This window comes from Streptomyces luomodiensis (genome assembly GCF_031679605.1).
Taxonomy (GTDB): domain Bacteria; phylum Actinomycetota; class Actinomycetes; order Streptomycetales; family Streptomycetaceae; genus Streptomyces; species Streptomyces luomodiensis.
The window spans coordinates 1865410-1890230 of the sequence record NZ_CP117522.1 but is presented as its reverse complement, the minus strand read 5'-3'; the positions used below and the strand labels follow the sequence as shown (position 1 = coordinate 1890230).

Here is a 24821-nt window from a genome sequence, read left to right as displayed (position 1 = left end):
ACACCTCAGCTCCGCGAGCGGCCTGGACCCGTGGCCGCACGGCCGAGAACTCCCGGGCCCGCTGACGAAGCGGTGACCGACTCATCCGCGGTCCGGCCGGGGGAGAGGTGCTCGGCCAGCGCGCGGAGTCCCGCCGCGAAGATGACATCGCGGAAGGACTCCGCCAGCCCGTCCGCGTCCGAGGGCGCGCAGTCGAAGACCGCGGACCAGCCGACGAACGCCTCACCGGTGGCGGTGAGCGGCAGAACCCGCATGGTGGCCCGGTAGTCCCGCACCGGGTACGGGGAGCTGACGATGTCGTACGTCAGGGACCTTTCGCCGTCATCGAGCGCGACGAGGGTTTCCACCACGGTTCCGCCGTCGGCCATCAGCAGGGTGCGGACACCGCCGATACGGTCCGGTGCGTCGTCCGGGCGCAGGACACCGCGCGCGACGGCCGGTTGCCAGGTGGCCAGGCCGCCGAAGTCGCGGAGGGTGCGCCACACGGTGTCGGCGTCGGCAGGGATGCCGGCACTGGCGAACGTCTGGGGCATCGGGCTTCTTTCCCGTCGGAGGACTCAGAGGTTTCGGAGCGCTCGGAGCACTCGGAGGAGGGCTCGGAGGACAACGGGGCTCGTCACCGCGGTCGGGCGAGCCGCGTCGGCACCGCCGACGTTACGGAGCCTGCCCGGGGCAGTGGGAGGGTGCGTCACACCTACTCGGGAGCCCCGGTGGCCTGATTAGCCTGGCGGGCATGGAAAGCGAGAACGAGCTCGGTGAGTATCTGCGGGCACGCCGTGCGATGACCCCGCCGGGCGCCGTCGGCTTCCCCGACGACGCCTCCCGCCGGGTGCCCGGTCTGCGGCGGGACGAGGTGGCGCTGCTCGCCGGTGTGAGCACGGACTACTACATCCGGCTCGAGCAGGGCCGTGAGCGGCACCCGTCCGAGCAGGTGCTCCAGGCGATCGCTCGGGCGCTCCGGCTCGACGACGCCGCGGCCGCTCACCTCTTCCGGCTCGGCCTGCCCGTCCTCGGGCCGTCCGTGCCCCCGACGACGACCGTCGGCCCGGAGCTGCTGCGGCTGATGAACGGCATGCACGACGTGCCCGCCTTCGTCGTCGGCTCGGCCCAGGACGTCCTCGCCGCCAACGCGATGGCGCGGGAGCTGTACCGCGGCTTCGCCCGCTACGACAACCTGCTTCGGATGATCTTCCTCGACCCCTTCGCCCGGGAGTTCTACGGAGACTGGGACAAGGCGGCGCGCATCGCGGTGAGCAACCTGCGCGCGTCGTCGTCGCAGTTCCCGGGTGATGAGCGGATCGAACGCGTCGTCGGCGAGCTGAGCGTGCGCAGTCCCGCGTTCGCGGCCCTGTGGGCCCGCTACGAGGTCCGCCCGCGCACCCACGAGGACAAGCACTTCCACCACCCGCGGGTGGGTGAACTCCATCTGCACTTCGAGGCGCTGGCCGTCACCAGCGCCCCGGGACAGCACCTGTCCGTCTACAGCGCCGCACCCGGCAGCGCCGACGCCGACGGCCTGGCCCTGCTGCGCCGGCTGGCCGAGCAGAACGCCGCTTCCGCCGAAGCCGCGGCGGACACCGGCGCGGACGACACCATGAAAGCCACGAAGGCCATGAAAGCCATGACAGAGGAAGGAAACCTCCGTCCGTGACCGCATCCCTTGCCCACGCCGCCGGCCGTTTCGAGATCGCCGGCAAGAAGGTCGCCCGTCTGGGCTTCGGCGCCATGCGGCTCACCGGACTCGGAGTGTGGGGTGAACCCGACGATCGCGCGGAGTGCGTCCGCGTGGTCCGCCGCGCCGTCGACCTCGGCGTCCAGCTGATCGACACCGCCGACTCCTACGGGCCGTACGTCAGCGAGGAGATCATCCGGGAGGCCATCCACCCCTATCCGGACGATGTGCTCATCGCGACCAAGGCCGGTCTCACCCGCAACGGCCCCGATGTGATCAGGACCGATGGAGGACTGGTGCGACTGGGCCCCAAGGCGTGGCCGCCCGTCGGACGTCCGGAGTACCTGCGCCAGGAGGCCGAGATGAGCCTGCGCCGCCTCGGCCTGGACCACATCGACCTGTTCCAGTTGCACCGCGTCGATCCGAAGGTCCCGCTGGAGGACCAGGTCGGCGAGTTGAAGAAGCTCCAGGACGAAGGCAAGATCGTCGCGATCGGCCTGTCCCAGGTGACCGTCGACCAGATCGAGCGGGCACGGCGCATCGCCGACATCGCCACCGTCCAGAACCGCTACAACCTCACCGACCGCGGGTCCGCCGACGTTCTCGACCACTGCGTCCGCCACGGCATCGGCTTCATCCCCTGGGCCCCCGTGGGCGCCGGCGACCTCGCCCGGCCCGGCGGGCCACTGGACCGCATCGCCTCCGCACACGGCGCCACCCCCTCCCAGGTCGCGCTCGCGTGGCTGCTGGCCCGCTCCGAGGTCATGCTGCCCATTCCCGGCACGTCCAAGGTGGCCCACCTGGAGGACAACGTGGCCGCGGCGACGGTGCGGCTGAGCGACGAAGAGCTCGACGAGCTCACCCGTGCCGCATGACCACCGCCCCGCGGGGCGGGCTCCCTCCCGTCCCCCTGTCCCTCGCTCGTTCCGAAGAGAAAGACCCGAGTGATGCTGCTGCCATGTGACGAGGCAGGCCACGGGCGGCCGGTCGTCCTCCTCCACGCCCGGCCCACGGACCGCACCATGTGGCGGGCACACCTGCCGTTGCTCGCCGAGGCCGGCGTCCGGGCCATCGCCCTGGACCTGCCCGGCCACGGTGCGGCGTCCGTACGCGACGGTCGCGTGGTGGCACCGTGGGCGGACGTGCTCGCCACGCTCGACCACCTCGGAGTCGACCGCTTCGTGCTGGCCGGGAACTCGCTCGGTGCGCTGGTGGCGCTCCAGGTCGCCGTGACCGCACCCGACCGGGTGGCGGGCATGGTCCTGGTGGGCTACCGCCCCCATGACCAGCCGCCCTCCCCCCACCTCCAGAGGGCCTGGGACAGCGAGAGCGCGGCGTGGGAAGCGGGCGACATCGAGGCCGCGGTGCGGGCCGGGGTCGATGCCTGGACGGCGGCGGACGCACCTGCCGGGGTACGGGCACACGCGGCCCGCATGCTGCGCGACCAGCTGCGGTCGCGGCTCGCCCATGGCGAACCGGCCCAGGCCACGGACCCGCTGGGCGAGGACCCGGCCGCGTTGCGCACACTCCTCATCCCCGCCCTGGTCGGCGTCGGCGAGCACGACATGCCCGACTTCTTCCACGGCGGCGAACAGCTGGCCCGTGAGCTGGGCGCGGAGGGTGTGGTGACCCTGCCCGGAGCGGGCCACCTCGCACCCCTGGAACAACCGGCGGCGTTCTGCGCACTGCTCCTGGACTTCGTGCACCGGGTGCCGGAGCACACCACGCCGCACTGAAACACCGACGGCCCGGAGCGGTGCACACCGCTCCGGGCCGTCGTCATGGGGCGGGCCGGGAGGTCAGGAGGCGATGAAGTCGGCTATCTGGCCCAGCACGATGGTGTCCGCCAGGTACCCGATGTGGGTCTGGCAGAGCACGTTGTTGTTCGTCGCGCCGTCCAGCCGGGTGCTGGTGTAGGGGATGATGATGCCGTCACACGCCGAGTACCACGTGGCGTACTTGGTGTCGCCCGGCGTCTCGTCGCCCGAGGAGATCTGGGAGATGAACGAGGAGCCCGGGTACATCTGCTGACAGGTGGTGAAGACCAGGCAGGCACCGGCGTAGGTGGTGCCGTGGTTGGCGCCGGCGATCGAGGCGAGGTGGCTGACGCTGGTGTTGCCGCCCAGCACCTTCAGGTAGTACTGGCTGACCAGGCCGCCCATCGAGTGGTTGACGATCGCGACCTTGCTCGCGCCGGTCTTCGCCTTCACGTTGTTGACGTAACTGGCCAGGCCCTGGGCGTTGGTGATGTTGTTGCCGTAGGAGTCGTACTCGTAGGCGAAGAGGTGGGAGCTGGACCAGCCGTTGAGCCGGAAGACGCTCATGGCGGTGATCCAGTTGGACGCGTTGCCGGTGTACCCGTGGACGAAGACGACCGGCGTGCTGGTCGACAGCGGCCGGGCGGCCGCGTCGGCCGACCGGGCGGCGGAGGCGGACGTGGCGGCGGCGGTCGAGGCGTCGGCCGCGCCGGCCGTGGACGCCGAGGAGAAGAGGGTGAACGCGGCCGTGGCGGCCGCGAGAACGCCGAGAAGCCGGCGTGGGGTACGACGACGCATGGAGCCCTCCTGACGAGGATGCGGGGAAGCGGGTGCCTGACCCGAACCAGCGTCGTGGGGCGAGGCGCGGGCGCCATCGGCGAAATCGCCAGTGTGCGCGGTGCCGCGGGGCCCGTGACCACCGTGGTGCCCCGGCGCCGGCTCGCCGTCGCACACCGGCAATGTGGCCCGTACCATTGACACCCAATGGTCTAGTCCTGTTTTCTCGTGGGCGCCCAGCTTTCCCGATACCTTCGGACCTTCCCCCCCACCGCAGTTCGGCTCCGCCTTCCCCCCACACCAAGGAGCGGCCCCATGAACTTCCGTTTCCCCTTCACCGCAAGGGTCCTGACCGGCGTGTGCGCCTCTGTCGCCGCGGCCGGGCTGCTCGCCACGGCCTCGACGACGACCGCCACCGCGGACACCGCCTCTTCCGCCACCGCGAAGGCGGCCATCCCCGAGCACGCGCTCGTCGGCTATCTGCACTCGAGCTTCGCCAACGGCTCCGGATACACCCGAATGGCCGATGTCCCCGACAGCTGGGACATCATCGACCTGGCCTTCGGCGAGCCCACCTCCACCACCTCCGGCGACATCCGCTTCAGCCTCTGTCCGCAGGACGAGTGCCCGAACGTCGAGTCGGAGGACGAGTTCAAGGCCGCCATCAAGGCCAAGCAGGACGCGGGCAAGAAGGTGCTGATATCCATCGGCGGGCAGAACGGCCAGGTGCAGCTCACCACCACCGAGGCCCGCGACAAGTTCGTGGAGTCGGTCGGGGCGATCATCGACCGGTACGGACTGGACGGCCTCGACATCGACTTCGAGGGCCACTCGCTGTCGCTGGACGACGGCGACACCGACTTCAAGAACCCGAAGACCCCGGCGATCGTCAACCTCATCTCGGCCGTGAAGTCGCTCAAGGAGAAGTACGGCGACGACTTCGTCCTCACCATGGCCCCGGAGACGTTCTTCGTGCAGCTGGGCTACCAGCACTACGGCTCGGGCGCATCCGGCGGCCAGGACCCGCGCTCCGGGGCGTACCTCCCGGTGATTCACGCGCTGCGCGACGACCTCACCCTGCTGCACGTCCAGGACTACAACTCCGGCCCGATCATGGGGCTGGACGACCAGTACCACAACATGGGCACCGCCGACTTCCACATCGCGATGACCGACATGCTGCTCACCGGCTTCCCCGTGGCCGGCGACACCGACAACGTCTTCCCGCCGCTGGACCCGTCGCAAGTGGCGATCGGCCTGCCCGCGAGCTCCAACGCGGGCAACGGCTACACCCAGCCCGGTGATGTGACCCAGGCCCTGAACTGCCTGACCAAGAAGACCGACTGCGGCGGCTACGAGCCGCACGGCAGCTGGCCCGCCCTGCGCGGGCTGATGGCCTGGTCGGTCAACTGGGACGGCTTCAACGGCGGGGAGTTCGCCAAGAACTTCGACGCCTACTACGGCAGCTGACCCCGTCCCGAGCGGGAGGTGAGCGCGGCGAGCAGCGCGTCCGTGCGCTCGTAGGCACCGCGGAAGCACGCCTCGATGGCGGCGCCCCGGACATAGTCCCCGGTCAGCGCCAGGCCGTCGAGTGCGGCCACCGCCGCGTCGATCTCCGCCAGGGTCCGGGAGTGGAACCGGGAGTACGCGCACAGGCCGTGTTCCCAGCGGGCGCACACCAGGCCGGTGCGCCGGACCGAGCCGAGATCGAGGTGGGCGCCCAGCTCCTTCTCGGCGAGGCCGATCAGGTACTCCTCGTCGGCCGGCAGGTCACGTGCCGCACGGCCGCTGAAGGTGTACCGCACCAGATGCCGGTCCGAGACACCGTAGGCGCCGGCGTTGCTCAGCGGACTCTCCGGCGGGAAGGTCAGCGCCCTGACCCGTTCGTCGAAGACCGGCCGGTCGTAGGCGGCGATGACCACCGACACCGGGAAGTACCGCACCTCGCGCAGCCGCTCGGCCAGCCCGGCGTGGTGCGGGGCGACGAGGGCGGCGGCCGCCGGCGCGGGCAGGGCGACGACGACCGCGTCGGCGCTCTCCTCGCGCTCCTCGGCCCCCGCGCCCTCGCCGGTCGTGGTGAACAGCCCCGTGACCCGGCCCTCGGCCACCCGCAGACCGGTGACACGGGTGCCGCCGCGGGTCTCCACCGCGGCCGAGAAGGCGGTCAGCAGCGGGGTGAAGCCGCCGGGCAGCTGGTCGAAACCGTCCAGCAGCATCCCCAGGTTGGTGCCGAAGTTGCCCAGATACGCCTCGTCGGGTTCGGCCCCGTTCATCCGGATGAGGGCGGGGCGGATCAGCCGGTCCCGCAACCGCTTGCCGAAGTAGGCCGCGAGCGACGGGTCGCCGGTGCGGTCCGCCAGCCGCTGGAAGTCGGGCCCGGCAAGGAAGCGGTTGGCCCGCGCACGCCGGGTGTAGCGGGCCAGCCGCAGCAGCCGCACCAGGTCGCGCGGGGGGACGCCGCGCAGCAGACCGTACAGGCTCGCCGCCTTGCTGGTGGTGTCCACGGTGCGCACCCGGCCGTCCTCCACCCGGGAGGAGTTGATGCCGAAGTGCTCGAAGGCCGACTCCGGTATCCCCTGTGCTCGGACGAACTCCCGGAAGAGCAGGTGTGTGCGGCCGATGTTCTTGCCGCCGAGCGTCACCTCGCGGGAGCCGAGCGGTGCCGCGGCGGAGCGGCCGCCGAGCACCGGCTGTTCGTCGAAGAGGACCGGCCGGGCGCCGGCGCGATGCAGGTTCCAGGCGGCGGCGATCCCCGACCAGCCGCCCCCCACCACGGCCACCCGGGCTCCGGAACGCTCAGCATCCATCGGGTTCGTCCCTCCTGTCACGGTCGGCCGGGCCACCGTGGCCCGCGCGCCCCTGGGCAGCCGTTTTCAGCACCCACTGGGCGAGATGGGCACACAGGGCCCGGTGGTAGCGGACCCAGCGGAAGTGGTCGATGTGCTTTCCGCCCGCCGCCTCGGTGGTGTAGTGCCAGCGGTCGACGCCGCACCGGCCCACCTTGGACAGCAGGTGTTCGCGGGAGCCGGCCGGGGCCAGTACGTCGTTGTCGACACCGATCTCCAGCAGCGGCAGGGCGAGTTCGCCAAGGGCCCGCTCGTAGTCGACCGCACTCCCCTTGAGCCGGTAGCCGCCGGTACGGCCCTGTCGGGCCCAGTCGCGCATGACACCGGCGGCCTCGGTGCCGCCGAAGCCGAACCGCTTGCCGGGCCAGTACCCGATCAGCGTGGCCAGCGCGGCGAACGACTGGCTGGCCAGGAGGTTGCGCAGCCCCCGGACCGCACCGAACCCCCGGTACCACACCGACCCGGCGGCGACCAGGACCAGCGCGTCCACGTCCTTCGGATGGGCCGCCGCGTACAGCAGCGCCAACTGGCCCCCCAGGCTGTGCCCGACCAGCACCAGCGGGGCGCCGGGAAACTCCGCGCGCACCGCCGCGACCACCGCGGGCAGGTCCTCCTCGGCCATCTCCCGGTAGCCGAACCGGATGCCACGGGACACGGCGGGGGTGGACTCGCCGTGCCCCCGGTGGTCGACCGTCACCACGGTCAGCCCCTCTTCGTGCAGAGCGCGGACCACGGGCAGGTAGAAGCGTGCGGAGGCGCCCATCGCGGGCAGCACCACCGCGACCGGCGTGCCGGGGTCGGCGTGGCGCAGCACGCGGGCCACCAGGGTCACGCCGGGCGCGGGCGCCACCCGGGACAGGACCGGCAGCGGCGGCGGGGCGGGCCGCCGCCCGGCACCGGGGTCGGGGGTCGTGCCGTTCATCGGTTCACACCTCTCGGGCGCACGGGGGAGTGGCGGGGCGGCGGGGCGGCCGGGGCTACTTCATCAGCCTCGGGTACTCCGCGTCGTGTTCCTTGATGAAGACGGTCTCGGGCGTGACGTCGAAGCGGTTCTCGTTGTCGAAGTCCTGCCGCGCCTCGGTGAGGTGGTTCATCAGGACCTCACCCTTGGTGTTGAGGGTGTGGCGCAGGTAGTCGGTCTGGAGGTTGCCGTGCCAGATCACACCGAGCTTGGTGACGGTGAACCGGTCGCCCTCGTCGTCGATGACCCCCGCGGCCAGGTGTCCGTCGAGTACGGCACGCACCCGCTCGAAGGCGTCCTCGTCGATCCTCGCGGCGTAGTCGGCCAGCAGTTCCTTCTCGAGCGACTTGTAGCGGGGGAACATCACCATGATGCGGTCCAGGACGCCCTCGTACCCGATCGACTGGAGCGTCTCGGTGGAGGCTCCCTGTTCGTCGACGTTGCGCTGCCAGTCGTCCACCTTCTCCGGGTTGATCGACACCATGTCGCGGACGTTGCCGCGCGCCGCGCAGCCCACGCCGATGATGTCCTGCCGGGCGCAGTGCGCGGTCTGGTACTGGGAGGGTTCCGGGCGCTTGGACCAGGTCTCGGCGATGGTGTTGTGGTAGCCGGCCGCGCTGAGCGTGTCGTAGAGGTGTTCGCGCATGGCGAGCAACTGCCAGGGACTGCCGGGCTGTTCGACCCGGCCGTCCATGATCAGCTTGTGCAGCGGACGGTAGGGCAGGTAGATCGTGGTGAAGAGGTCGATCTCGCTCGGGTCGTAGCAGGTGAGCAGTTCGGACAGCTCGTCCTGGAAACCCTCCAGCGTCTGGCCCGGCAGGTCGTACATCATGTCGACGCAGGTGTCCGCGGTGTAGCCGAGGCTGCGCATGCGGTCGAAGACCGCGTCCACGTCCTCCCGGGTGTCCAGCCGGCCGATCTTCCGGTGGATCTTCTCGTTGAGGGTTTCGATGCCGAAGGTGATCCGGTTCCAGCCGTGGTCCTTGAGCACGTCGAGCAGTCCCGGGCGGCGCAGGGTGCGGGGCTCGCCGGTGAAGCTCTTCTCGATCGAGTCGAAGTTCGGCACGACCTTGCTGAGGTGTTCGCTCAGCCGCTCCACGGCCGATGTCGGGAGCGTCGAGGGGCTGCCACCGCCGACGTAGACGGCGGTGAACTCACGTTCCCGCACATACGGCTGGCGCATGTACCAGTCGATTTCCTTGATGAGGTAGTCGGTGTACCTCTCCAGGCGCTCGGAGTCCTGCTTGGGGTAGTGGAACCGGTTGAAGTTGCAGTAGTGGCAGAACGACTTGCAGTACGGAACATGGATGTACATCATGATCCGGTCGTTCAGGTTGCCGCCCGGGTCCTGAAGGCTGTGGATGTTCTCGATCACCTTCTCGCGGGGCACCTGGTGCCAGTCCATCGTCGCGAAGTTGGGCATGATGTAGTGCGAGACGGTCATCACGCCGTCGAACGGCACCGGCCGCGAGGGATTGTCCCCCAGGTAGTACGGCTGCGGCTGTCCCGTCTGTGTCATGGTTTCTCCTCGTGGTGCGCTTGTTTGCTCGGTCATGCCTTCCAGCGGACGACACCGGCGCCCCAGACGAAGCCGGCGCCGAAAGCCGCCATCACGATCCGGTCCCTGGGCCGCAGCCGCCCGGCGTCACGGGCCTGCCGCAGGGCGAAGGGAATGGAGGCCGACGAGGTGTTGCCGACCGTGTCCACGCTGATCTCGGTACGGTCATCGGGTACGCCGAGCTCCGCGGCGACCGCCCGCAGGATGCGCGCGTTGGCCTGGTGCCCGATGAACAGGGCGATGTCGGCCGGCCGGAGCCCGCGGGCGCCGAGCACCTTGCGGGTCTGCTCCGCCATGGTGGCCACCGCGAACTCGTACACCTCACGGCCGCTCATACGCAGCACGCGCTCCTCGCGGTCGGCGTACAGCAGTTCCGTGTGGCCGCCGTCGGAGCCGAGCAGGAAATGCGGCCGCTCCCCGTCCTCCAGGCCGTCCCGGGTGACGACGACCGCCCCCGCCGCGTCGCCGAACAGCACCGCCGTGGAGCGGTCCGTGACATCGGTGATCCGGGACAGCGCCTCCGCCGCGCAGACCAGCACACAGCGGGCCCGGCCGCTCTCGATGAGCGCGCAGGCGTGGTCGAGCGCGTAGAGGAATCCGGCGCACGCCGCGTTGAGGTCCACCGCGGGCGGGCCCGGCGCGCCGAGGCGGGCGGCGAGTTCGGGGGCGACACCGGGGGTGATCCGGTCGGGGGTGACGGTGGAGACCAGGACGTGGTCCACCTCGTGGGCGCTGCGTCCGCTGTCGGCGAGGGCCTGCCGGGAGGCGCGTTCGGCGAGGTCCGCCAGCGACTCGTCCGGGGACAGCCAGTGCCGGGTGTGGATACCGGTGCGTTTGACGATCCACTCGTGGGAGGTGTCGAGGTGGGCGAAGTGGTCGTTGCCGATCACGGTGCCGGGGAGGGCCGCGCCGACGCCGCTGATCGTGACGGTCATGGCACGATCCCCCGGTCCGTCACCCGCGCCACCGCGACCTCGAGCAGCGCGGCCGGCCGGCCGCGCTGCTCCACGACGGCCTCGATCGTCCCGGCCGCGGTGGGCCGGGCCCTGCACCAGACCGGGTCCGTGTGCTCGGCGAACTCCCGGAAGCCGGCCCGGCAGGACGTGGCGATGAGCTCGGTGGCCGGCACCGCGGCGGTCCGGGCCCGCGCGGCCAGCGCGATCTGGCGGCCCGCCTCCATCAGGAGCATGCCCGGCAGGTGGTCCAGCGGGTGGTCGAAGAAGACGGGGTCGCCCGGATCGCACACCAGCCGCGCCACGGTCTCCTCGCCCTTGTGGCGGATCCGTCCCAGGACGACGTTCCGGGGATCGGTCCTGCCCACCGCCGCGGGGGCCGACCGGGGCGGAACGCCCGTGGCGGGCGGCGCGGGGGCCGCGGGCCCGGCCCGCAGTTCCGCGTACGCGCCCGCCTCCAGGAAGCGGAGGGTCCCGGAGAACCGGGCGGCCTCCCGCTCGGCCACCCGGCACACCGCGGTGCCCCGCAGGGCGCGCACCGATCCGTCACGCCGGCGGCGCGCGCTGTCGATGTGCAGTTCCACCCCCAGGTCGACGGGGGCGGGACCGACCCGCAGCGCCTCCGGCCCGGTCAGCTCGATCGCCAGGTCGCTCAGCACGAAGGGGGAGTCCAGCGGGACGCCGAGCAGCTCGTGCGCCATGGCCTCGACGGTCTGCCGGGCCGCCTCGCCCACCAGCAGCAGGTCGTAGTAGGGGGCGCGGGTGTCGTTGAAGTACCGGTGCAGCCGGGGGAGTTGGGCCGAGCCCAGCAGCCTGCCGCCGCATTCCGCCACGCCGGTGGTCAGCACCTGCTCGACGGCGCGCTTGTGCACGAGCCGGCGGGGCACGGTCCGGTCGCCGGGCAGCACGGAACGGCCCTCGGGCGGTGTGGCGCGGTCGCTGGGCGGTGTGGAACGGCCCTCGGGCGGTGTGGCGCGGTCGCTGGGCGGTGTGGAACGGCCCTCGGGCTGTGTGGCGCGGTCGCCGGACGGCGTCGGCCGGTCGCCGGGCGGCGTCGGCCGGGTGCCAGGCAGCGCGGGGGCGGCCCCGGAGGCCGCGGGCGCGGTCATCTCAACTCCTCCCCAGGACATCGGCGGTGGGGTGTGCGACGTCGGTGGTGTGGTGTGCGACGTCGGTGGTGTGGTGTGCGACGTCGGTGGTGGGGTGTGCGACGTCGGTGGTGGGGTGTGCGACATCGGCGGTGGGGTGTGCGACGTCGGTGGTGTGGTGTGCGACGTCGGTGGTGGGGTGTGCGACATCGGCGGTGGGGTGTGCGACGTCGGTGGTGTGGTGTGCGACGTCGGTGGTGGGGTGTGCGACATCGGCGGTGGGGTGTGCGACGTCGGTGGTGTGGTGCGCGACGTCGGCGGTGGGGTGCGCGACGTCGGTGGTGGGGTGTGCGACATCGGCGGTGGGGTGCCCGACGTCGGCGGTGCGGTTCGCGACGTTGGTGGTGCGGTCCGCGCCCATGGGAGCCGCGGGCAGGCCCATACCGGTGTGGCGCATCCCGCCGTCCGCGTGGATCACCTCGCCGGTGATGCCGCGCGCCAGCGGGGACAGCAGGAACAGCACCGGGCCCGCCACCACCTCGGCCGCCGCCGTCGAGCTGTCCCAGCCCAGCGGCGCCTCGCCGCGCCACCGCTCGTCGAGCGCGCCGAAGGTGGCGACGCCACGGCCCGACACGGTCTCGACCGGTCCGGTCGCCACCAGGTTGACCCTGATGTGTCGCGGCCCGAGATAGAGGGCGAGATACCGGCAGACCGACTCCAGAGCGGCCTTGGCCACACCCATCCAGTCGTAGCCGGGCCAGGCCAGCGTGCCGTCGAAGTCGAGCCCCACGACGCTGCCGCCGTCCGCGCCCCGCTCGAGCAGCGGGGCGAGCGCCGTGGTCAGCGCGTGCAGGGACAGTGCGCTGGTCCGCAGGGCGCGTTCGGCGCTGTCCGGCGCGGTGGTGAGGAACGACCCGCCGATCGCGTCGGCCGGGGCGCCCGCGATGGCGTGCACGGCGCCGTCCAGGGCGGGCCACCGGTCGGCCACCGACGCGCCGAGCGCGGTGAAGTCGTCCGGCCGGGTCGCGTCCAGGGCCAGTACCTCGGCCGGCCTCGGCAGCTCCGCGGCGGCCAGTTCGGTGATCCGGCGGGTGCGGCCGTAACCGGTCAACAGCACCTGCGCGTCGGCGAGTTGCAGCGCCCGTGCGATATGCCAGGCCAGGGAGTCACTGGTGAGCACCCCCGTCACGAGGTAGCGCCGCCCGGAAAGGGTGATCACGCGGCGGCTCCTTCCGGTGCGCCGCGCAGGACCAGCGCCGCGTTGTGGCCACCGAACCCGAACGAGGTGGACAGCGCGACCGGCCCGCCCGGCCCGCCGCGCGCCAGCGGGCGGGCCGTGGTCAGATGGGTCAGCGGGCCGAGCGCTGGGTCGGGTGTGGCCAGCCCCACGGTCGGCGGCGCCTGCCGGTGCCGTAGCGCGAGTACGGTGGCCACCGCCTCGACCGCCCCCGCGGCGCCGAGGAGGTGCCCGATCGAGGACTTGGTGGAGGACAGCGGGATGTCCTCCAGCACCGGTCCGAGGCTGCGCCGCAGGGCCACGATCTCCGCCTGGTCGTTCAGGACGGTGCCCGTGCCATGGGCGTTGATGTAGTCGAGATCCCCCGGGGCGATCCCGGCGTCGGCGAGCGCGAGGGACACGGCGCGGGCGGCGCCGACCCCGTCCGGGTCGGGCGCGGTGAGGTGATGGGCGTCGCTGCTGGCCCCGTAACCGGCGAGCTCGGCCAGCACCGTGGCGCCCCGCGCTCGCGCGCCGTCCGCGCCTTCGAGCACCAGGATGCCCGCGCCCTCTCCCAGCAGGAATCCGTCCCGGCTCCGGTCGAACGGGACCGAGGCGCCGCTGGGCGAGAGGGCGCCCGCGTTCAGAAAGGCGGCCCGTACGATCGGCGAGGTCGCGGCCTCCGCACCGCCCACCACCACGGCGTCCGCCGCGCCGGAGCGGATCAGCCGCAGCCCGGCGCCGATGGCCTGGGCCCCGGCCGAACACGCCGAGATCACACAGTGGCTCTCCCCGCCCAGGCCGTGGCGCAGGGCGATCTGGGCGGCGGCCGCGTTGGCCATCATCATCGGGACCATGAGCGGGGAGACGGCCTCCGGCCCCTCCTTGTCCAGCACGGTCCGCTGCCCCTCGAAGGTCTCCAGACCGCCCACTCCGGAACCCACGACGCAGGCCACCCGCTCCGGGGCGTACGGAGGCCGGCCGTCCCAGCCCGCCTGGCCGAGTGCCTCGGCCGCGGCGACGAGCGCGAACTGGGAGAACCGGTCCGTCCTGCGGGCCTCCCGGCGGCTGAGGACGGCGGACGGGTCGAAGCCGGTGCACCGGCCCTCCCCGCCGGCCAGCGCGCTCTCGCCCGCCACGGCCCGTTCGTGGAGCGGGCCCGCGCCGGAACCGAGGGCGGTGACCGCGCCGACTCCGGTGACGACGATGTCGCGGTGCGCCATCACAGCCCCGCGGTGGCCAACATGGCGTCGAGGGCCTCACCCACCGTCTTGACGTCGTCCATGTCCTTCGGGCGGACGTGGATGCCGAACGTCTTCTTCACGGCCTGGCCCAGTTCCACCAGGTCCAGGGAGTCGATCTCCAGATCCTCGAAGGTGGCGTCCATCGTGATCGCGTCGGGATCGGCGCCGAAGTCGGCGAGCGCCTCGGTGACGAACGCGCTGACGGCCTCGCGGGTGACTGGGGTGGTGGGCATGTCGGACTCTCCCATCATGCAGATGCCATGCGGTTCAATGCGGTTCTGTTCAAGTGGTCATGACGATGTCGGGCAGGCGGAGCCGGCGAAGGGTGTTCGGCGGGCGGACGCGGACACAGCGGCCGGGCACCCCGTACGACGGCAGGCGGGCCGGGCGGAGCCGGGGACCGAAGGGGCGGAAGCGCTCAGTCCTTGGGCACGTGCGGAACGAACGCGGCGGCCGAGAGCCCTCCGTCGACGGTGATCGTGGTTCCGGTCAGATAGCCCGCCTCCGGTGCGGCGAGGAAACGGACACAGGAGGCGATCTCCGCCGGCTGGGCGGCCCGTCGGGCGGGGATGGCGGTGCGTGCCGAGCGTCTGAGGAACTCGACGTCGGCCACGAGCTCGGTCTCGACCAGGCCGGGCGCGACGGTGTTCACGGTGATGCCGCGCCGGGCGACCTCGACCGCGACCGATCGGGTGAGCCCTTCGAGCCCCGCCTTCGCGGCCGCGTAGTTGGCGACCCCGGGCAGCGACCGGCTGCCGAGCACCGATCCGATGTTGACGATACGGCCGAAGCGTGCCCTGGACATGACCGGCAGCGCGCGGTGCATGGTGCGGTAGACAGCGCTGAGGTTGGTGTCGAGCACCGCGTGCCAGTCGGACGGCTCCATCGCCGCGAACACCTGGTCGGCCCGGATGCCCGCGTTGTTGACGAGGACCAGCACCCGCCCGTACGCCTCCTCGGCGGTGCGGAACAGCGCTTCGACGCCGTCGGCCTCGGTGACGTCCGCGCGGCAGGCGAGGGCCGTTCCCCCGGCCCGTTCGATGTCGGCCACGGTCTGTTTCGCGGCGGTCTCGTCCTGGCGGAACCCGACGATCACGGGACGGCCGGTGGCGGCGAGTTCGCGGGCGACGGCAGCGCCGATGCCCCGTGAGGCGCCCGTCACCAGGGCGCATCCTTCAGGCGATAAGTGGGTGGTTGAGCGGTCTATGGCAGTCTCCGGCATGCCATCCCCCGTGTGGATGAGCGCGTTTCGACAGTGCGTGGAGCAAGTCCGGACCGTGCTGCGCCCGATCGTAGGGTGCCCACGGCCAGAAGTCACCGGTGTGCCCGTCGTCTTGTCAGCGGCTCCGGCGCCTCCTTACGCTCGCCTGCCATGGCAGACAGTCCGGCACGGAACGCGACAAGCCCTGGTCCGCCGATTCCCCCGTCCGTCAGCGTGACGATGCGGGAAGGGATCGCCGTACTGCTTCTGAACCGCCCCGACTACGGCAATGCGATGAATACCGCGCTCCTGGAGGAACTCCTCGCTGCGACGGAAGTACTAGCCCGGGACCCGGCACTGCGCGGAGTGCTGATGAGCGGTGCCGGCAAGGCGTTCAGTCTCGGCGGGGACATCCGCGAGTTCCACCAGGCGCTGTCGGACGACACGTTCGACGCCACGGCTTACGGAGACCGCCTTACCCACCTCTTGAAACGGACCGTCCTGGCGATCCGCGCGCTCCCCTGCCCGGTGCTGGCCGCCGTCAACGGCCAGGCGGCCGGGGCCGGTTTCTCCCTCGCGCTCGCCTGCGACCTGCGACTGGCGTCCCGGCGGGCCTCGTTCCACTTCGCCTACGGAGCGATCGGCGCGTCCACCGACGCCGGTATGGCATGGTTCCTGCCCCGCGCGGTCGGATACGCGCGCGCCCTGGAACTGCTGCTGGAACAGCCGGTGATACGTGCGCCACAGGCCCTGCGGGAGGGCCTGGTCAGCGCGGTCGTGGACCCCGACGAGCTGGTGGAGGCGGGGCTGCGGCGGCTGCGCGAGCTGGCACAGGCCGCGCCGCACACGATCCGCAGCGCCAAGCGCCTGCTGGACCGGAGCCTGTCCCTGCCGCTCGCCGACCATCTCGAACTGGAACGCGCGGACTTCGCCACGGGGGTCGCGTCACGGGACATGCGCCACGGGATCGCGTCCCTGCTGACCGGGGAGTGGCCCGAGTTCCGGGGCGAGTGACCTCTCGCCGGGAATGCGTGCGGGGGCAGCCCCGCCAGACCGGACCAGGCCGGAGCTCGACGCGGTGCCTGGCGTGAGCTCCAACGTCTCGGCCTCCAACGTCGGCAACGCCCTGGGCGCCTGGCTGGGCGGCCTCGCGATCAGCGCGGGCCTGGGCTACCGGGCGCCGCTGTACGTGGGTTCCGCCGTCGTGGCGCTCGGCCCCGCCGTGATGGTGGTCGCCGCCCGCACCGCCCCCTCGCGGCCGGCCGGGCCTGATCAGAGAGCCGGTGTTGATCAGGAGGCCGGTCCTGACCAGACGGCCGGTCGGACCCGGCCCGGCCGGGAACGCCGGCCCAGCACGAGCGAGTAGCCCGGGGCGCGTACGAGGTGACCGGGCTCCCGGGACGCTGTCCCCGGCCGTACCTCCCGGCCACTAGGGCGTGTTTCGAAAGTAGCGCCGTCTGCCCGGAGGGCGGGCCCCGCGGCGTCTCGTGCGTGTGATCGCAAGGCGGAGGGTCGTCCTCGTAGTGGGCCTACTCGGACGATCCCGACAACGCAGCGAGCGCGCGTGCCAGGCGTCGCGGGGCAGGCGGGACTTTCGAAACACGCCCTAGGGCCGTCGCATCCGGCTGCGGACCGCGCGATGGCCCCGTGGCGGAGTGGCCCGCGTGTCAGAATGGATCGGCCGCGCGCCGGGTCGTGTCCTGGCGTTGGCCATCACCATCACCATCGCCTACGTCACCGCCGTCGTCATCGTCATCACCTGAGGTACTTCCGTGGCCAAGTCCGCCGCCCGTGAGCCGCAGCGACGCAACGCGCGCTCGAACCGGGCGCGCATCCTGGCCACGGCACGTCGGGAACTGGGACGGAACCCCGACATCACCCTGGAAGAGCTGGCGCGAGCCGCCGGTGTCGTGCGGCGCACTCTCTTCGGCCACTTCCCCGGACGGGCGGCGCTTCTGGAAGCGCTGGTGGAGGAGGCCTCCGAAAGCCTCCAGGGCGCGGCGGCGGCCGCGGCGAGGCCGTCGGAGCCGGCCGACCGGGCGCTCGCGTACTTCTTGCTGTCGACGTGGCCCGTGGGCGACCGCTACCGGATGCTCCTGGCGGTGACCCGGCGCGACCTGGGCGCGGACAGCGTGGGCGAGGTCCTCAGGCCGGCCCGCGACGAGGTCACGGCCATCCTGGAACGAGGGCAGCGGGACGGCGTCTTCCACACCCACCTGCCGCCCGCCGTGCTCAGCGCCGGGCTCGAAGCGATGACGGTCGCCCTGCTGGAACAGGTCAACACCGGGGCGCTGGAGGACGACGGGACCCGGGCCGCCGTCGCCATGCTCATCGCGGCCGGTGTGCCGCGGGAACAGGCGTCTGCCGTGGTCGACGCCGTCGCCGCCACGCTGTCGGAGTAACCGCCGCTGTCCGCCGTGCGCCGTACGGCTGCTGTGCGGTTCCGCCTTGCCTTTCGTCCGTCTTGCCTTTCGTGCGTCTTGCTTTTCGTGCGCCGCGCACCACCTCGATCGCGCAGGTAGAGGGGCACCTCATCGACTTATTTGCACACTGCTGGGCAATAAAATAATCTGCTCGTCGATGTGCAATTAATCGTCGCCAGGGAGCCTCCGATGCCCTTGCTTGCCACCACGCCCGTCGAGAAGATGACCGGGCCGTACGCCCGGCGCTGGTGGGCGCTGCTGGTGCTGTGCCTGAGCCTGCTGATCGTGGTCATGGCGAACACCTCCCTGATCGTGGCCGCGCCGGACATGACCAGGGACCTGGGGCTGAGCAGTAGTGACCTCCAGTGGGTCATCGACGGCTACACCGTCCCGTACGCCGCGCTGATGCTGGTGCTGGGCTCGATCGGCGACAAGTACAGCCGCCGTGGCGCGCTCCTCACGGGTCTGGTGATCTTCGCGGCCGGTTCGGTCACGGGCAGCCTGGTCGAGAAGACCGAGCTGGTGATCGCGGCCCGCGCGGCCATGGGTGTCGGGGCCGCGGTGGTCATGCCGGCCACGCTGTCCCTGCTGGCCGCGATCTTCCCCCGGGGTGAGCGTGCCAAGGCGATCACGGCCTGGTCCGCCACCTCCGGCCTCGCCATCGCGGTCGGCCCGCTGGTGGCCGGATGGCTGCTGGAGGACCACGCCTGGGGTTCCACCTTCCTGATCAACGTCCCCGTCGCCGTCCTCGCCGTGATCGGCGCGCTGGTCCTGGTGCCGCCGTCCAAGGCGCGGGACATGGGCCGGATCGACTACATCGGCGGTCTGCTGTCGATCGTCTCGGTCGGCTGCCTGGTCTACGCGACCATCGAGGGTCCGCACTTCGGCTGGGGCACCGGCCCCATCGCGGCGGCTGTGATCGCCGGAGTCGGCCTGCTGGCCTTCGTGGCCTGGGAGTTGCGCCACCCGCGCCCCATGCTGAACGTGCGCAAGTTCGCCCAGCGGGGGTTCGGCGGCTCGATGCTGGCGGTGCTGTTCTTCTTCTTCGGCACCTTCGGGGCGCTCTACTACGCCACCCAGTACCTCCAGTTCGTGCTCGGCTACGGTCCGCTGGAGACCGGTGTGCGACTGCTGCCACTGGCCGGTGCCGTCTTCGTCGGCGCCGCGGCCACCGCACTGCTGACACCCAAGCTGGGTGTGAAGGTCATGGTCGTCACCGGCATGGTGATCGGCACGGCCGGGGTCTTCCTCCTCGCTCAGGTCGACAAGGGCTCCGCGTACGCCGACTTCCTGGCGCCACTGGTGATGCTGGGCTTCGCGATCGGGCTCAGCGTGTCCCCGGCCACGGACACCATCATGGGTTCCTTCCCCGAAGCCGAGCTGGGCGTGGCCGGTGGCGCCAACGACACCGCGCTGGAGATGGGCGGCGCCCTGGGCATCGCGATCCTCGGCTCACTGCTGGGCACCGCCTACCGTGACAAGCTCACCGACCTGACCGGAGGCCACCTCCCGGCCGCGGCGCTGGACACGGCGAAGGACTCGGTGGGCGGCGGTCTGGCTGTCGCCGAGGAGGTCGCGAAGAGCCCGGCCGGCGGTCCCCAGCAGGCACAGGCCCTGATCGAGGCGGTGCACGAGTCCTTCGCGCACAGCGTGGCGCAGACCAGCCTGATCGGCGGGATCATCATGGCTGCCGGGACGATGATCGTCCTCGCCGTACTGCCCGGCGGCCGGAACGCCGGCCGGCCCCGACCGGAGGAGCCGACGGCGGCAGGCCAGGACGTGGAGTACGGCGCGTCCGCGGCGCGCCCGCTCGATCAGCGCGCGGAGCCGAAGGCGGAGTCGGGCGCTGACTCGGAAGCGGAGTCGGGCGCGGACTCGGCACCGGGTCGCCCGGCCCGCTCGGCCCGCTCGGCCGAGGGCAGGTGAAGGAGCAGCAGGACGAGCCCGCAGAGCACGAAGACGCGAGTGGCGGCCTCCAGCCCGTTCCACTGCTTCGACTGCCACATGGCGAACCACTCGCCACCGATGGCGATGAACCCGGCGCCGAACAGCAGCATCAGCATCAACAGCCCCAGGGTGCTGGCCTGACGGGCGCGGCGGACGCGGTCCCCCTGCGGGCCCGCGCACCACATGGCCGTCGCGGCGAGGAGGACAACGGCGGCGAGGCTTTCCCAGACGATGATGGCGATGTAGGCGGTGTCCTGGAGGGCGGGTGATTCGATCGCCCGCCACATCAGGTCCTCGTCCTTGAACGTCGTGTCCATCGCCAGGACGTGCCGCACGAACTGCTGGTTGGTGTCGAAGTCGGTGATGTTGCCGAAGGCCACGAGCGTGATGTAGAGCGCGATCGTCCCGGTGAGCACCCCCGAGATGACGGAGAAGGCGCGGGGGGAACGCGGTCTGCCGGCTCGCTCGCTCACGATGGCCTCTTCTCCTGGGCTGGTCCCGTTGATCGTGGATCACCCACCATGCACGGAAGAACAGTCCCGCGGCGGTATGTTTTCAGCCGCTGTTGCCGTGCGGTGGTGCAATTCGCGCCACATCTACGCGCTGACCGCGGCGGCTCGGACTAGGGCAGGGGCGTGCCCCCGGTGGCGTTGACGATCTCCGCGGTGATGTAGCCGGCCTGCTGCGAGGCCAGGAAGACATAGGCGGGGGCCATCTCGGCGGGCTGCGCCGGGCGGTTCAGGGGGCTCTGGAGGCCGAAGGTCGAGGTGTCCGGCAGGGTGGCGGGGATCAGGGGTGTCCACACCGGGCCGGGGGCCACGGCGTTGACACGGATACCGCGCTCGGCGAGGTTGCCGGCCAGTCCCTGGGTGAACGTGACGATCGCACCTTTGGTGGTGGCGTAGTCGAGCAGGTGGGTGCTGGGTTTGTACGCCTGTACCGAGGTGGTGTTGATGATGCTGCCGCCTTCCGGGATGTGCGGAAGCGCCATCTTGCACAGCCAGAACATGGCGTAGAGGTTGGTGTGCATCACCCGGTCGAACTGCTCGGTCGTGATCTCCTCCAGCCCCTGGGGCCGGGACATCTGATAGGCGGCGTTGTTGACGAGGATGTCGATCCCGCCGAACGCCTCGACCGCCTGGTCCACCAGCCGTTGACATGCGCTTTCCTCGCGGATGTCACAAGGGAAGGGGACCGCCCGGCGCCCGGCCGACTCGACGAGGCGCACCGTCTCCTGGGCGTCCTTCTCCTCCTCGGGCAGATAGCCGAAGCACACGTCGGCCCCCTCCCTGGCGAAGGCGAGCGCCACCGCCCGGCCGATCCCCGAGTCACCCCCGGTGATCACAGAGCGCCGGTCCTTCAGCAGCCCGTGGCCTTCGTAGGTGTTCTCGCCGTGATCGGGCCGGGGCTCCATCGCCTCCGTCTCGCCGGGGTGCGCCTGGTCCTGCTGCGGGAACTCCGGCTGCGGATGCCGCTCCACCGGATGACGCCGTTCCTGCTGATTCACGGGGGCACCTCCTGGCCACGGGCGTTGGGGACGAAACCTTCCGGACCCGGGTGCCCCACGGCCCACCTGGGCAAACGCCGGTACGTGGCGGATGGCCCGTGGCCCGCCCGGCCCGCCCGGCCCGCCGGGCCCGTCGGCCGGGAGAGTCCGCCGCCACGTGGCCACGGCGCGGCCGCGGACGGGACAGGGTCAGCGATCCGGTTCGCCGTCGTCTGCCTCCTCGAGCTGTTCGTCCGGGACGATGTGCACGGCGGCCTCCTCGGCACCGGCAGCACCCGCGTCGACGCCTTCGTCCCTGGCGAGGACTTCCTTCGTGGTGTCGGTGCGGACTCCCTCGTCCGGGGCGACGAGCCGGCCCGCCCGGTCCGTCCCGGCCTCGGGGTCGAGGGGCTCTCCCTCGCCCTCCTGTAGATCTCCCACCCCGTCGCCCGCCGGCGCTTCGACGTCGGGGGTCTCTTCGGCCAGCCGCTGGTCGAGCGTCTCCCGCTCCTGCTGTTCGGCCGCCGTGGTGCCGTGCTTGGTCACACCGAGCGGCTTCTCCGGTGGGGAGTAGCCCTCGTCGAGCATCTCGTCGTAATCACGCTCGTCCAAGGCGTCCTGGGTGTCCAGCGGGGCCGCGTCCTCCTGCTCCTCGTTGGTGCCGGTCGGCTGATAGACGTCGTCTGCCTTGTCTTCGCTCATCATCGCTGCCTCTTTCGCATGTGAGGGGTGCCGGTCCTGGCCGGGTTTCCCGGTCCCGCCCTTCCCTCACACCGCCGGCGGACGTCTTGGCGCGTTCGTCGCGGGCTGTGGTGATGTGGTCACCCGAGGGCAGGATGCCGACCGCGGGGTTCGGCTTCATCGGTCTCCCGCCCGGTGTGCATCACCCTCCTAGCGGTAATTTTGTCACCTTTTGGCGCGATGGGTGGCGAGTGGACCAGCCCCGCCCCGGCCCGTACGCCGCTGAGCACGTGACGCGGGCCGCAACCGGGGTCCGAGAGGTCCCCGGTTGCGGGAGCGGTGCTGATCGTGCTGATCAGGCGGTCCGGCACGAGCTGGAGTCCGACCCGCCCAGCACATTGACCGGGACGGTGACGAACGAGAACTCGTTGCCGGCGCACACGCCGGGGAAGGTCGTGGCGGTGGAGTTGTGGACGGTGACATCGGGTCCGTCGTCCGCGGTGGCACCGGCAGCGCCGGCCGCGCCGACGGCGAGGGACGTGGCGGTGAGGGCGAGCGTGGACAGGGCGGTCCGGATACGCATGGGCACTCCTTTACTGGGCATGAGCAGCCGGATATGACCGGCTTCGCACGCATACTGCCCCTTCCGCGGCGGGGCCGCGGCGCAGTGTCCTCCCAATGGGGGCGCGAACGCGTTGACGAGGCGAGCGGTATCCTTCAGGCCGTTCGCACGAGCGAGCGACGGCGGCTGGACGGTTCTGGCGCGCTTGAGCCCTACGGCGGTTCTGGAAGGGGCCACCACGTGAGCGATGCCGCGCACACACGGTCCTCCGAGGCTTCCCGGATCCGTGTGCTGATCGCGGACGACCAGGCGATGGTGCGCGCCGGGTTCCGGCTGATCCTCGACGCCGAGGCGGGCATCGAGGTGGTGGGCGAAGCCGCCGATGGCTCCGAGTGCGTGGCGCTGGCCCGGCGGCTTCGTCCCGAGGTGTGCCTGGTCGACATCCGTATGCCGAACCTGGACGGCCTGGAGGTGACCCGGCTGCTGGCCGGCCCCGGAGTGGTCGATCCGCTGAGGGTCGTCGTGGTCACCACATTCGACCAGGACGACTATGTGCACACCGCGATCCGCAATGGAGCCTGTGGCTTCCTGCTCAAGGACGCCGGTCCCGAACTGCTGATCGAGGCGGTGCGGTCGGCCGCGAACGGTGGCGCGCTGGTGTCTCCCGCGGTCACTGTGCGTCTGCTCCGGCGCTTGGCGAGTCAGCCCGGCGGCGCCACGGCGAAGACGCCCTTGACCGACAGGGAACTGGACGTCACCCGGCTGGTGGCGGTGGGCCGGACCAATCAGGAGATCTGCGCCGAACTGCACCTGTCGCTGTCCACGGTGAAAACCCACCTGAGCAACATCCAGGTCAAGCTCGCCGTCCGTAACCGCGTCGAGATCGCGGCCTGGGCCTGGGACACCGGAGCGGTGCGCAACCGGTAGCCCCGGACCCGTCAGGACGTGTGCCAGTCGGGGTGGCCGGGCATCGCCGGGAGCTTCTCGGAGTACAGCCAGGAGCGGAGGAAGGGGCCCAGGTCGCGGCCCGCGACGCGGCCGGCCAGGCGGATGAAGTCGGCGGTCCCCGCCGTGCTGTCGCGGTTCTCCGCCACCCAGGCGCGCTCGATGCGCCGGAACGTGTCCTCGCCCACCTTCTGCCGCAGCGCGTACAACGCCAGGGCGCCGCCTTGGTAGGCGCCCCAGCCGTAGGGAGCCATGTCCCCGGGCGTGAAGGCGCCGGCCTCGGGATCGGCGATGGGCCCCTGCTTCCGCAACTCGGCGGCGGAGTCCTGGTACTTCCTCTTCATGACGTCGACCAGATCGGCGCCGTGCGTCTCCTGGGCCCACAGGCTCTGGTAGTAGACGGCGTGGCCCTCGTTGAGCCACAGGTCGCTCCACCGGCGGGGTGAGACGCTGTTGCCGAAGTACTCGTGGGAGATCTCGTGCGCGACGACCGTGTCCGAGCCGTTGGCCTCCATCCCCTCCTTGGTCAGCTCCTCCGAGCCGAGCAGGGTCAGGGACTGCGTCTCGAGCTCACCGCCCATAGGTGTGGCGTAGACGCCGTACGTCCGCAACGGGAACGCGCCCAGCCGTTGGGTGAAGAAGCGCAGCGCCTTGGGCACGACCGTGTCGATCTGCGGCAGGAGGTCGTTGACTTCACCGTTGGGGAGGGCGTGGCGCAGCTTGATGCCGTCCGGTCCGCGCCGCTTGACCACCGTGAAGGGGCCGACGCCGATCTGGATGAGTTCGGGCGCGAGCTTTTGGCGGCTCTCGAACCGGCGGACGGTGTACGCCCCTTCGCGCCGGCTGGTGGTGAGTTCGCCGTTGGCGATGGAGTTCAGGCGCGCGGGAGCGGTGATCGTGATGGTGGTCGGCGCCTTCTGGGCCGGATGGTCGGCGAGCGCGGCGATCCGATGCGCGCCCGAGGGCTGGTTGAGGGTCTGGACGGTGTCCTTCGCCCGCACCATCCCGATCGCCGATGTGCCGAGTTTCCCGGCCGCCTCGGGGTCCGCCACGGGCGCGTGCACCGTGACCTCCACCGAGAAGCCCTGGCCGCTGGGCACCGGCGCCGCCGGAGTCACCCGCAACTCCTCTCCGGAGTGGTCCCAGGCCGCCTCGCGGCCGTCGACCGTCACCGAACGGACCGTGGTCCCGGTCAGGTCGAGGTTGAAGCGGGAGAGGGAGCGGGTGGCCCGTCCGCGGAGCGTGGTGGTCGCCGTGTACGTCGTGAGGTCCTCGGCGAACCGCACCGCCAGATCCGTATGGCGCACCGTATAACCCCCGTTGCCCAGCCCGGGGTGGAGCGTGTCGCCGATTCCGGCGGCTCCGGGCGCGGGGTCGCCGGTGCCGCTCGAGGTGGTCGCCGCGTCGGCGGTGCAGGCGGCCACTCCCGTCAGGGCGGTGGTCAGTGCCGCGGCGATCCACGGTGTGAACGTTGAGTTTCGGGTGTGACGAGCCATGACCCGAG

At 71.5% G+C, this 24821-nt stretch carries 24 protein-coding genes and 1 pseudogene; 9 read left to right on the top strand and 16 right to left on the bottom strand.

The genetic code is table 11. The features are described 5' to 3' along the window. Positions 1–5 precede the first annotated feature (5 nt). Positions 6–533, bottom strand: coding sequence for an SRPBCC family protein (locus tag PS467_RS07935; RefSeq protein WP_311034638.1), 528 nt, complete (start codon positions 531–533; stop codon positions 6–8). 200 nt (positions 534–733) lie between these two features. On the opposite strand from PS467_RS07935, the gene PS467_RS07930 reads away from it, so the two are divergent. The 3 genes from PS467_RS07930 (at position 734) to PS467_RS07920 (ending at position 3408) form a co-directional block, all read left to right on the top strand. Beyond that, positions 734–1651, top strand: coding sequence for a helix-turn-helix domain-containing protein (locus PS467_RS07930; protein WP_311034637.1), 918 nt, complete (start codon positions 734–736; stop codon positions 1649–1651). Continuing rightward, positions 1648–2547, top strand: coding sequence for an aldo/keto reductase (locus tag PS467_RS07925; protein ID WP_268970832.1), 900 nt, complete (start codon positions 1648–1650; stop codon positions 2545–2547). The genes PS467_RS07930 and PS467_RS07925 overlap by 4 nt, the downstream gene beginning before the upstream one ends. 72 nt (positions 2548–2619) lie before the next feature. Then, positions 2620–3408 (top strand): alpha/beta fold hydrolase, encoded by a 789-nt coding sequence (locus tag PS467_RS07920; protein ID WP_311034636.1) that lies wholly within the window; start codon positions 2620–2622, stop codon positions 3406–3408. A 63-nt stretch (positions 3409–3471) separates the two neighbouring features. Here the strand turns inward: PS467_RS07920 and PS467_RS07915 are convergent, their stop codons facing one another. Beyond that, positions 3472–4227, bottom strand: a complete 756-nt coding sequence (locus tag PS467_RS07915) for an esterase/lipase family protein (protein WP_311034635.1) — start codon at positions 4225–4227, stop codon at positions 3472–3474. Between the two features lie 435 nt (positions 4228–4662). Here PS467_RS07915 and PS467_RS07910 point away from each other — a divergent pair. Beyond that, positions 4663–5676: pseudogene (locus PS467_RS07910) on the top strand (chitinase); the annotation flags it as partial. Here the strand turns inward: PS467_RS07910 and PS467_RS07905 are convergent. From PS467_RS07905 to fabG, 9 genes are all read right to left on the bottom strand, one after another. Further along, positions 5664–7013, bottom strand: a complete 1350-nt coding sequence (locus PS467_RS07905; protein WP_311034634.1) for an FAD-dependent oxidoreductase — start codon at positions 7011–7013, stop codon at positions 5664–5666. The pseudogene PS467_RS07910 and the gene PS467_RS07905 overlap by 13 nt on opposite strands. Further along, on the bottom strand, positions 7003–7974 hold the full coding sequence (locus tag PS467_RS07900) for an alpha/beta hydrolase family protein (RefSeq protein ID WP_311034633.1): 972 nt from the start codon (positions 7972–7974) through the stop codon (positions 7003–7005). The genes PS467_RS07905 and PS467_RS07900 overlap by 11 nt, the downstream gene beginning before the upstream one ends. A gap of 55 nt (positions 7975–8029) precedes the next feature. Beyond that, complete coding sequence (locus PS467_RS07895) at positions 8030–9532, bottom strand: coproporphyrinogen-III oxidase family protein (RefSeq protein ID WP_311034632.1); 1503 nt, start codon at positions 9530–9532, stop codon at positions 8030–8032. A 32-nt stretch (positions 9533–9564) separates the two neighbouring features. Further along, positions 9565–10506: a beta-ketoacyl-ACP synthase III gene (locus PS467_RS07890; RefSeq protein WP_311034631.1), complete on the bottom strand. Its 942-nt coding sequence runs from the start codon at positions 10504–10506 to the stop codon at positions 9565–9567. Further along, positions 10503–11633, bottom strand: a complete 1131-nt coding sequence (locus PS467_RS07885) for a ScbA/BarX family gamma-butyrolactone biosynthesis protein (protein ID WP_311034630.1) — start codon at positions 11631–11633, stop codon at positions 10503–10505. The genes PS467_RS07890 and PS467_RS07885 overlap by 4 nt, the downstream gene beginning before the upstream one ends. Before the next feature lies 1 nt (position 11634). Beyond that, positions 11635–12831 (bottom strand): SDR family oxidoreductase, encoded by a 1197-nt coding sequence (locus tag PS467_RS07880; RefSeq protein WP_311034629.1) that lies wholly within the window; start codon positions 12829–12831, stop codon positions 11635–11637. After that, positions 12828–14051, bottom strand: coding sequence for a beta-ketoacyl-[acyl-carrier-protein] synthase family protein (locus tag PS467_RS07875; RefSeq protein ID WP_311034628.1), 1224 nt, complete (start codon positions 14049–14051; stop codon positions 12828–12830). The genes PS467_RS07880 and PS467_RS07875 overlap by 4 nt, the downstream gene beginning before the upstream one ends. Continuing rightward, positions 14051–14305, bottom strand: coding sequence for an acyl carrier protein (locus tag PS467_RS07870; RefSeq protein WP_311034627.1), 255 nt, complete (start codon positions 14303–14305; stop codon positions 14051–14053). The genes PS467_RS07875 and PS467_RS07870 overlap by 1 nt, the downstream gene beginning before the upstream one ends. Positions 14306–14490: 185 nt before the next feature. After that, positions 14491–15234, bottom strand: a complete 744-nt coding sequence (gene fabG, locus PS467_RS07865; protein WP_311034626.1) for a 3-oxoacyl-ACP reductase FabG — start codon at positions 15232–15234, stop codon at positions 14491–14493. 210 nt (positions 15235–15444) lie between these two features. On the opposite strand from fabG, the gene PS467_RS07860 reads away from it, so the two are divergent. The 4 genes from PS467_RS07860 to PS467_RS07845 all read left to right on the top strand — a co-directional run bounded on the left by PS467_RS07860 (position 15445) and on the right by PS467_RS07845 (position 19622). After that, positions 15445–16287: an enoyl-CoA hydratase/isomerase family protein gene (locus PS467_RS07860; RefSeq protein WP_311034625.1), complete on the top strand. Its 843-nt coding sequence runs from the start codon at positions 15445–15447 to the stop codon at positions 16285–16287. A 73-nt stretch (positions 16288–16360) separates the two neighbouring features. Beyond that, positions 16361–16639, top strand: coding sequence for a hypothetical protein (locus PS467_RS07855; protein WP_311034624.1), 279 nt, complete (start codon positions 16361–16363; stop codon positions 16637–16639). A 406-nt stretch (positions 16640–17045) separates the two neighbouring features. Further along, the gene (locus tag PS467_RS07850) at positions 17046–17675 is read left to right on the top strand and encodes a TetR/AcrR family transcriptional regulator (protein WP_311034623.1); all 630 of its coding nucleotides are present in this window, start codon (positions 17046–17048) and stop codon (positions 17673–17675) included. A 210-nt stretch (positions 17676–17885) separates the two neighbouring features. After that, positions 17886–19622: an MFS transporter gene (locus PS467_RS07845; RefSeq protein WP_311034622.1), complete on the top strand. Its 1737-nt coding sequence runs from the start codon at positions 17886–17888 to the stop codon at positions 19620–19622. Here the strand turns inward: PS467_RS07845 and PS467_RS07840 are convergent. From PS467_RS07840 to PS467_RS07825, 4 genes are all read right to left on the bottom strand, one after another. Then, on the bottom strand, positions 19511–20116 hold the full coding sequence (locus PS467_RS07840; RefSeq protein WP_311034621.1) for a DUF2165 domain-containing protein: 606 nt from the start codon (positions 20114–20116) through the stop codon (positions 19511–19513). The genes PS467_RS07845 and PS467_RS07840 overlap by 112 nt on opposite strands. Positions 20117–20265: 149 nt before the next feature. Next, the gene (locus PS467_RS07835; RefSeq protein WP_268970816.1) at positions 20266–21150 is read right to left on the bottom strand and encodes an SDR family oxidoreductase; all 885 of its coding nucleotides are present in this window, start codon (positions 21148–21150) and stop codon (positions 20266–20268) included. A gap of 189 nt (positions 21151–21339) precedes the next feature. Further along, positions 21340–21834 carry a DUF5709 domain-containing protein gene (locus tag PS467_RS07830; protein ID WP_268970815.1) on the bottom strand — a complete coding sequence of 165 codons (495 nt, stop codon included), beginning with the start codon at positions 21832–21834 and terminating at the stop codon, positions 21340–21342. Between the two features lie 331 nt (positions 21835–22165). Beyond that, the gene (locus PS467_RS07825; RefSeq protein WP_311034620.1) at positions 22166–22393 is read right to left on the bottom strand and encodes a hypothetical protein; all 228 of its coding nucleotides are present in this window, start codon (positions 22391–22393) and stop codon (positions 22166–22168) included. 219 nt (positions 22394–22612) lie between these two features. Between PS467_RS07825 and PS467_RS07820 the strand changes: the two genes are divergently transcribed. Continuing rightward, complete coding sequence (locus PS467_RS07820; RefSeq protein ID WP_311034619.1) at positions 22613–23299, top strand: response regulator; 687 nt, start codon at positions 22613–22615, stop codon at positions 23297–23299. Positions 23300–23310: 11 nt separating this feature from the next. Here PS467_RS07820 and PS467_RS07815 read toward each other — a convergent pair whose 3' ends face one another. Next, positions 23311–24813, bottom strand: coding sequence for a M1 family metallopeptidase (locus tag PS467_RS07815; RefSeq protein WP_311034618.1), 1503 nt, complete (start codon positions 24811–24813; stop codon positions 23311–23313). Positions 24814–24821 lie beyond the last annotated feature (8 nt).

Bases quoted from the DNA above. Each gene is read 5' to 3' on its own strand.
- PS467_RS07935 (WP_311034638.1), bottom strand. From the start codon at position 533: ATGCCCCAGACGTTCGCCAGTGCCGGCATCCCTGCCGACGCCGACACC.
- PS467_RS07930 (WP_311034637.1), top strand. From the start codon at position 734: ATGGAAAGCGAGAACGAGCTCGGTGAGTATCTGCGGGCACGCCGTGCG.
- PS467_RS07920 (WP_311034636.1), top strand. From the start codon at position 2,620: ATGCTGCTGCCATGTGACGAGGCAGGCCACGGGCGGCCGGTCGTCCTC.
- PS467_RS07915 (WP_311034635.1), bottom strand. From the start codon at position 4,227: ATGCGTCGTCGTACCCCACGCCGGCTTCTCGGCGTTCTCGCGGCCGCC.
- PS467_RS07905 (WP_311034634.1), bottom strand. From the start codon at position 7,013: ATGGATGCTGAGCGTTCCGGAGCCCGGGTGGCCGTGGTGGGGGGCGGC.
- PS467_RS07900 (WP_311034633.1), bottom strand. From the start codon at position 7,974: ATGAACGGCACGACCCCCGACCCCGGTGCCGGGCGGCGGCCCGCCCCG.
- PS467_RS07895 (WP_311034632.1), bottom strand. From the start codon at position 9,532: ATGACACAGACGGGACAGCCGCAGCCGTACTACCTGGGGGACAATCCC.
- PS467_RS07890 (WP_311034631.1), bottom strand. From the start codon at position 10,506: ATGACCGTCACGATCAGCGGCGTCGGCGCGGCCCTCCCCGGCACCGTG.
- PS467_RS07885 (WP_311034630.1), bottom strand. From the start codon at position 11,633: ATGACCGCGCCCGCGGCCTCCGGGGCCGCCCCCGCGCTGCCTGGCACC.
- PS467_RS07875 (WP_311034628.1), bottom strand. From the start codon at position 14,051: ATGGCGCACCGCGACATCGTCGTCACCGGAGTCGGCGCGGTCACCGCC.
- PS467_RS07870 (WP_311034627.1), bottom strand. From the start codon at position 14,305: ATGCCCACCACCCCAGTCACCCGCGAGGCCGTCAGCGCGTTCGTCACC.
- PS467_RS07860 (WP_311034625.1), top strand. From the start codon at position 15,445: ATGGCAGACAGTCCGGCACGGAACGCGACAAGCCCTGGTCCGCCGATT.
- PS467_RS07845 (WP_311034622.1), top strand. From the start codon at position 17,886: ATGCCCTTGCTTGCCACCACGCCCGTCGAGAAGATGACCGGGCCGTAC.
- PS467_RS07830 (WP_268970815.1), bottom strand. From the start codon at position 21,834: ATGATGAGCGAAGACAAGGCAGACGACGTCTATCAGCCGACCGGCACC.
- PS467_RS07825 (WP_311034620.1), bottom strand. From the start codon at position 22,393: ATGCGTATCCGGACCGCCCTGTCCACGCTCGCCCTCACCGCCACGTCC.
- PS467_RS07815 (WP_311034618.1), bottom strand. From the start codon at position 24,813: ATGGCTCGTCACACCCGAAACTCAACGTTCACACCGTGGATCGCCGCG.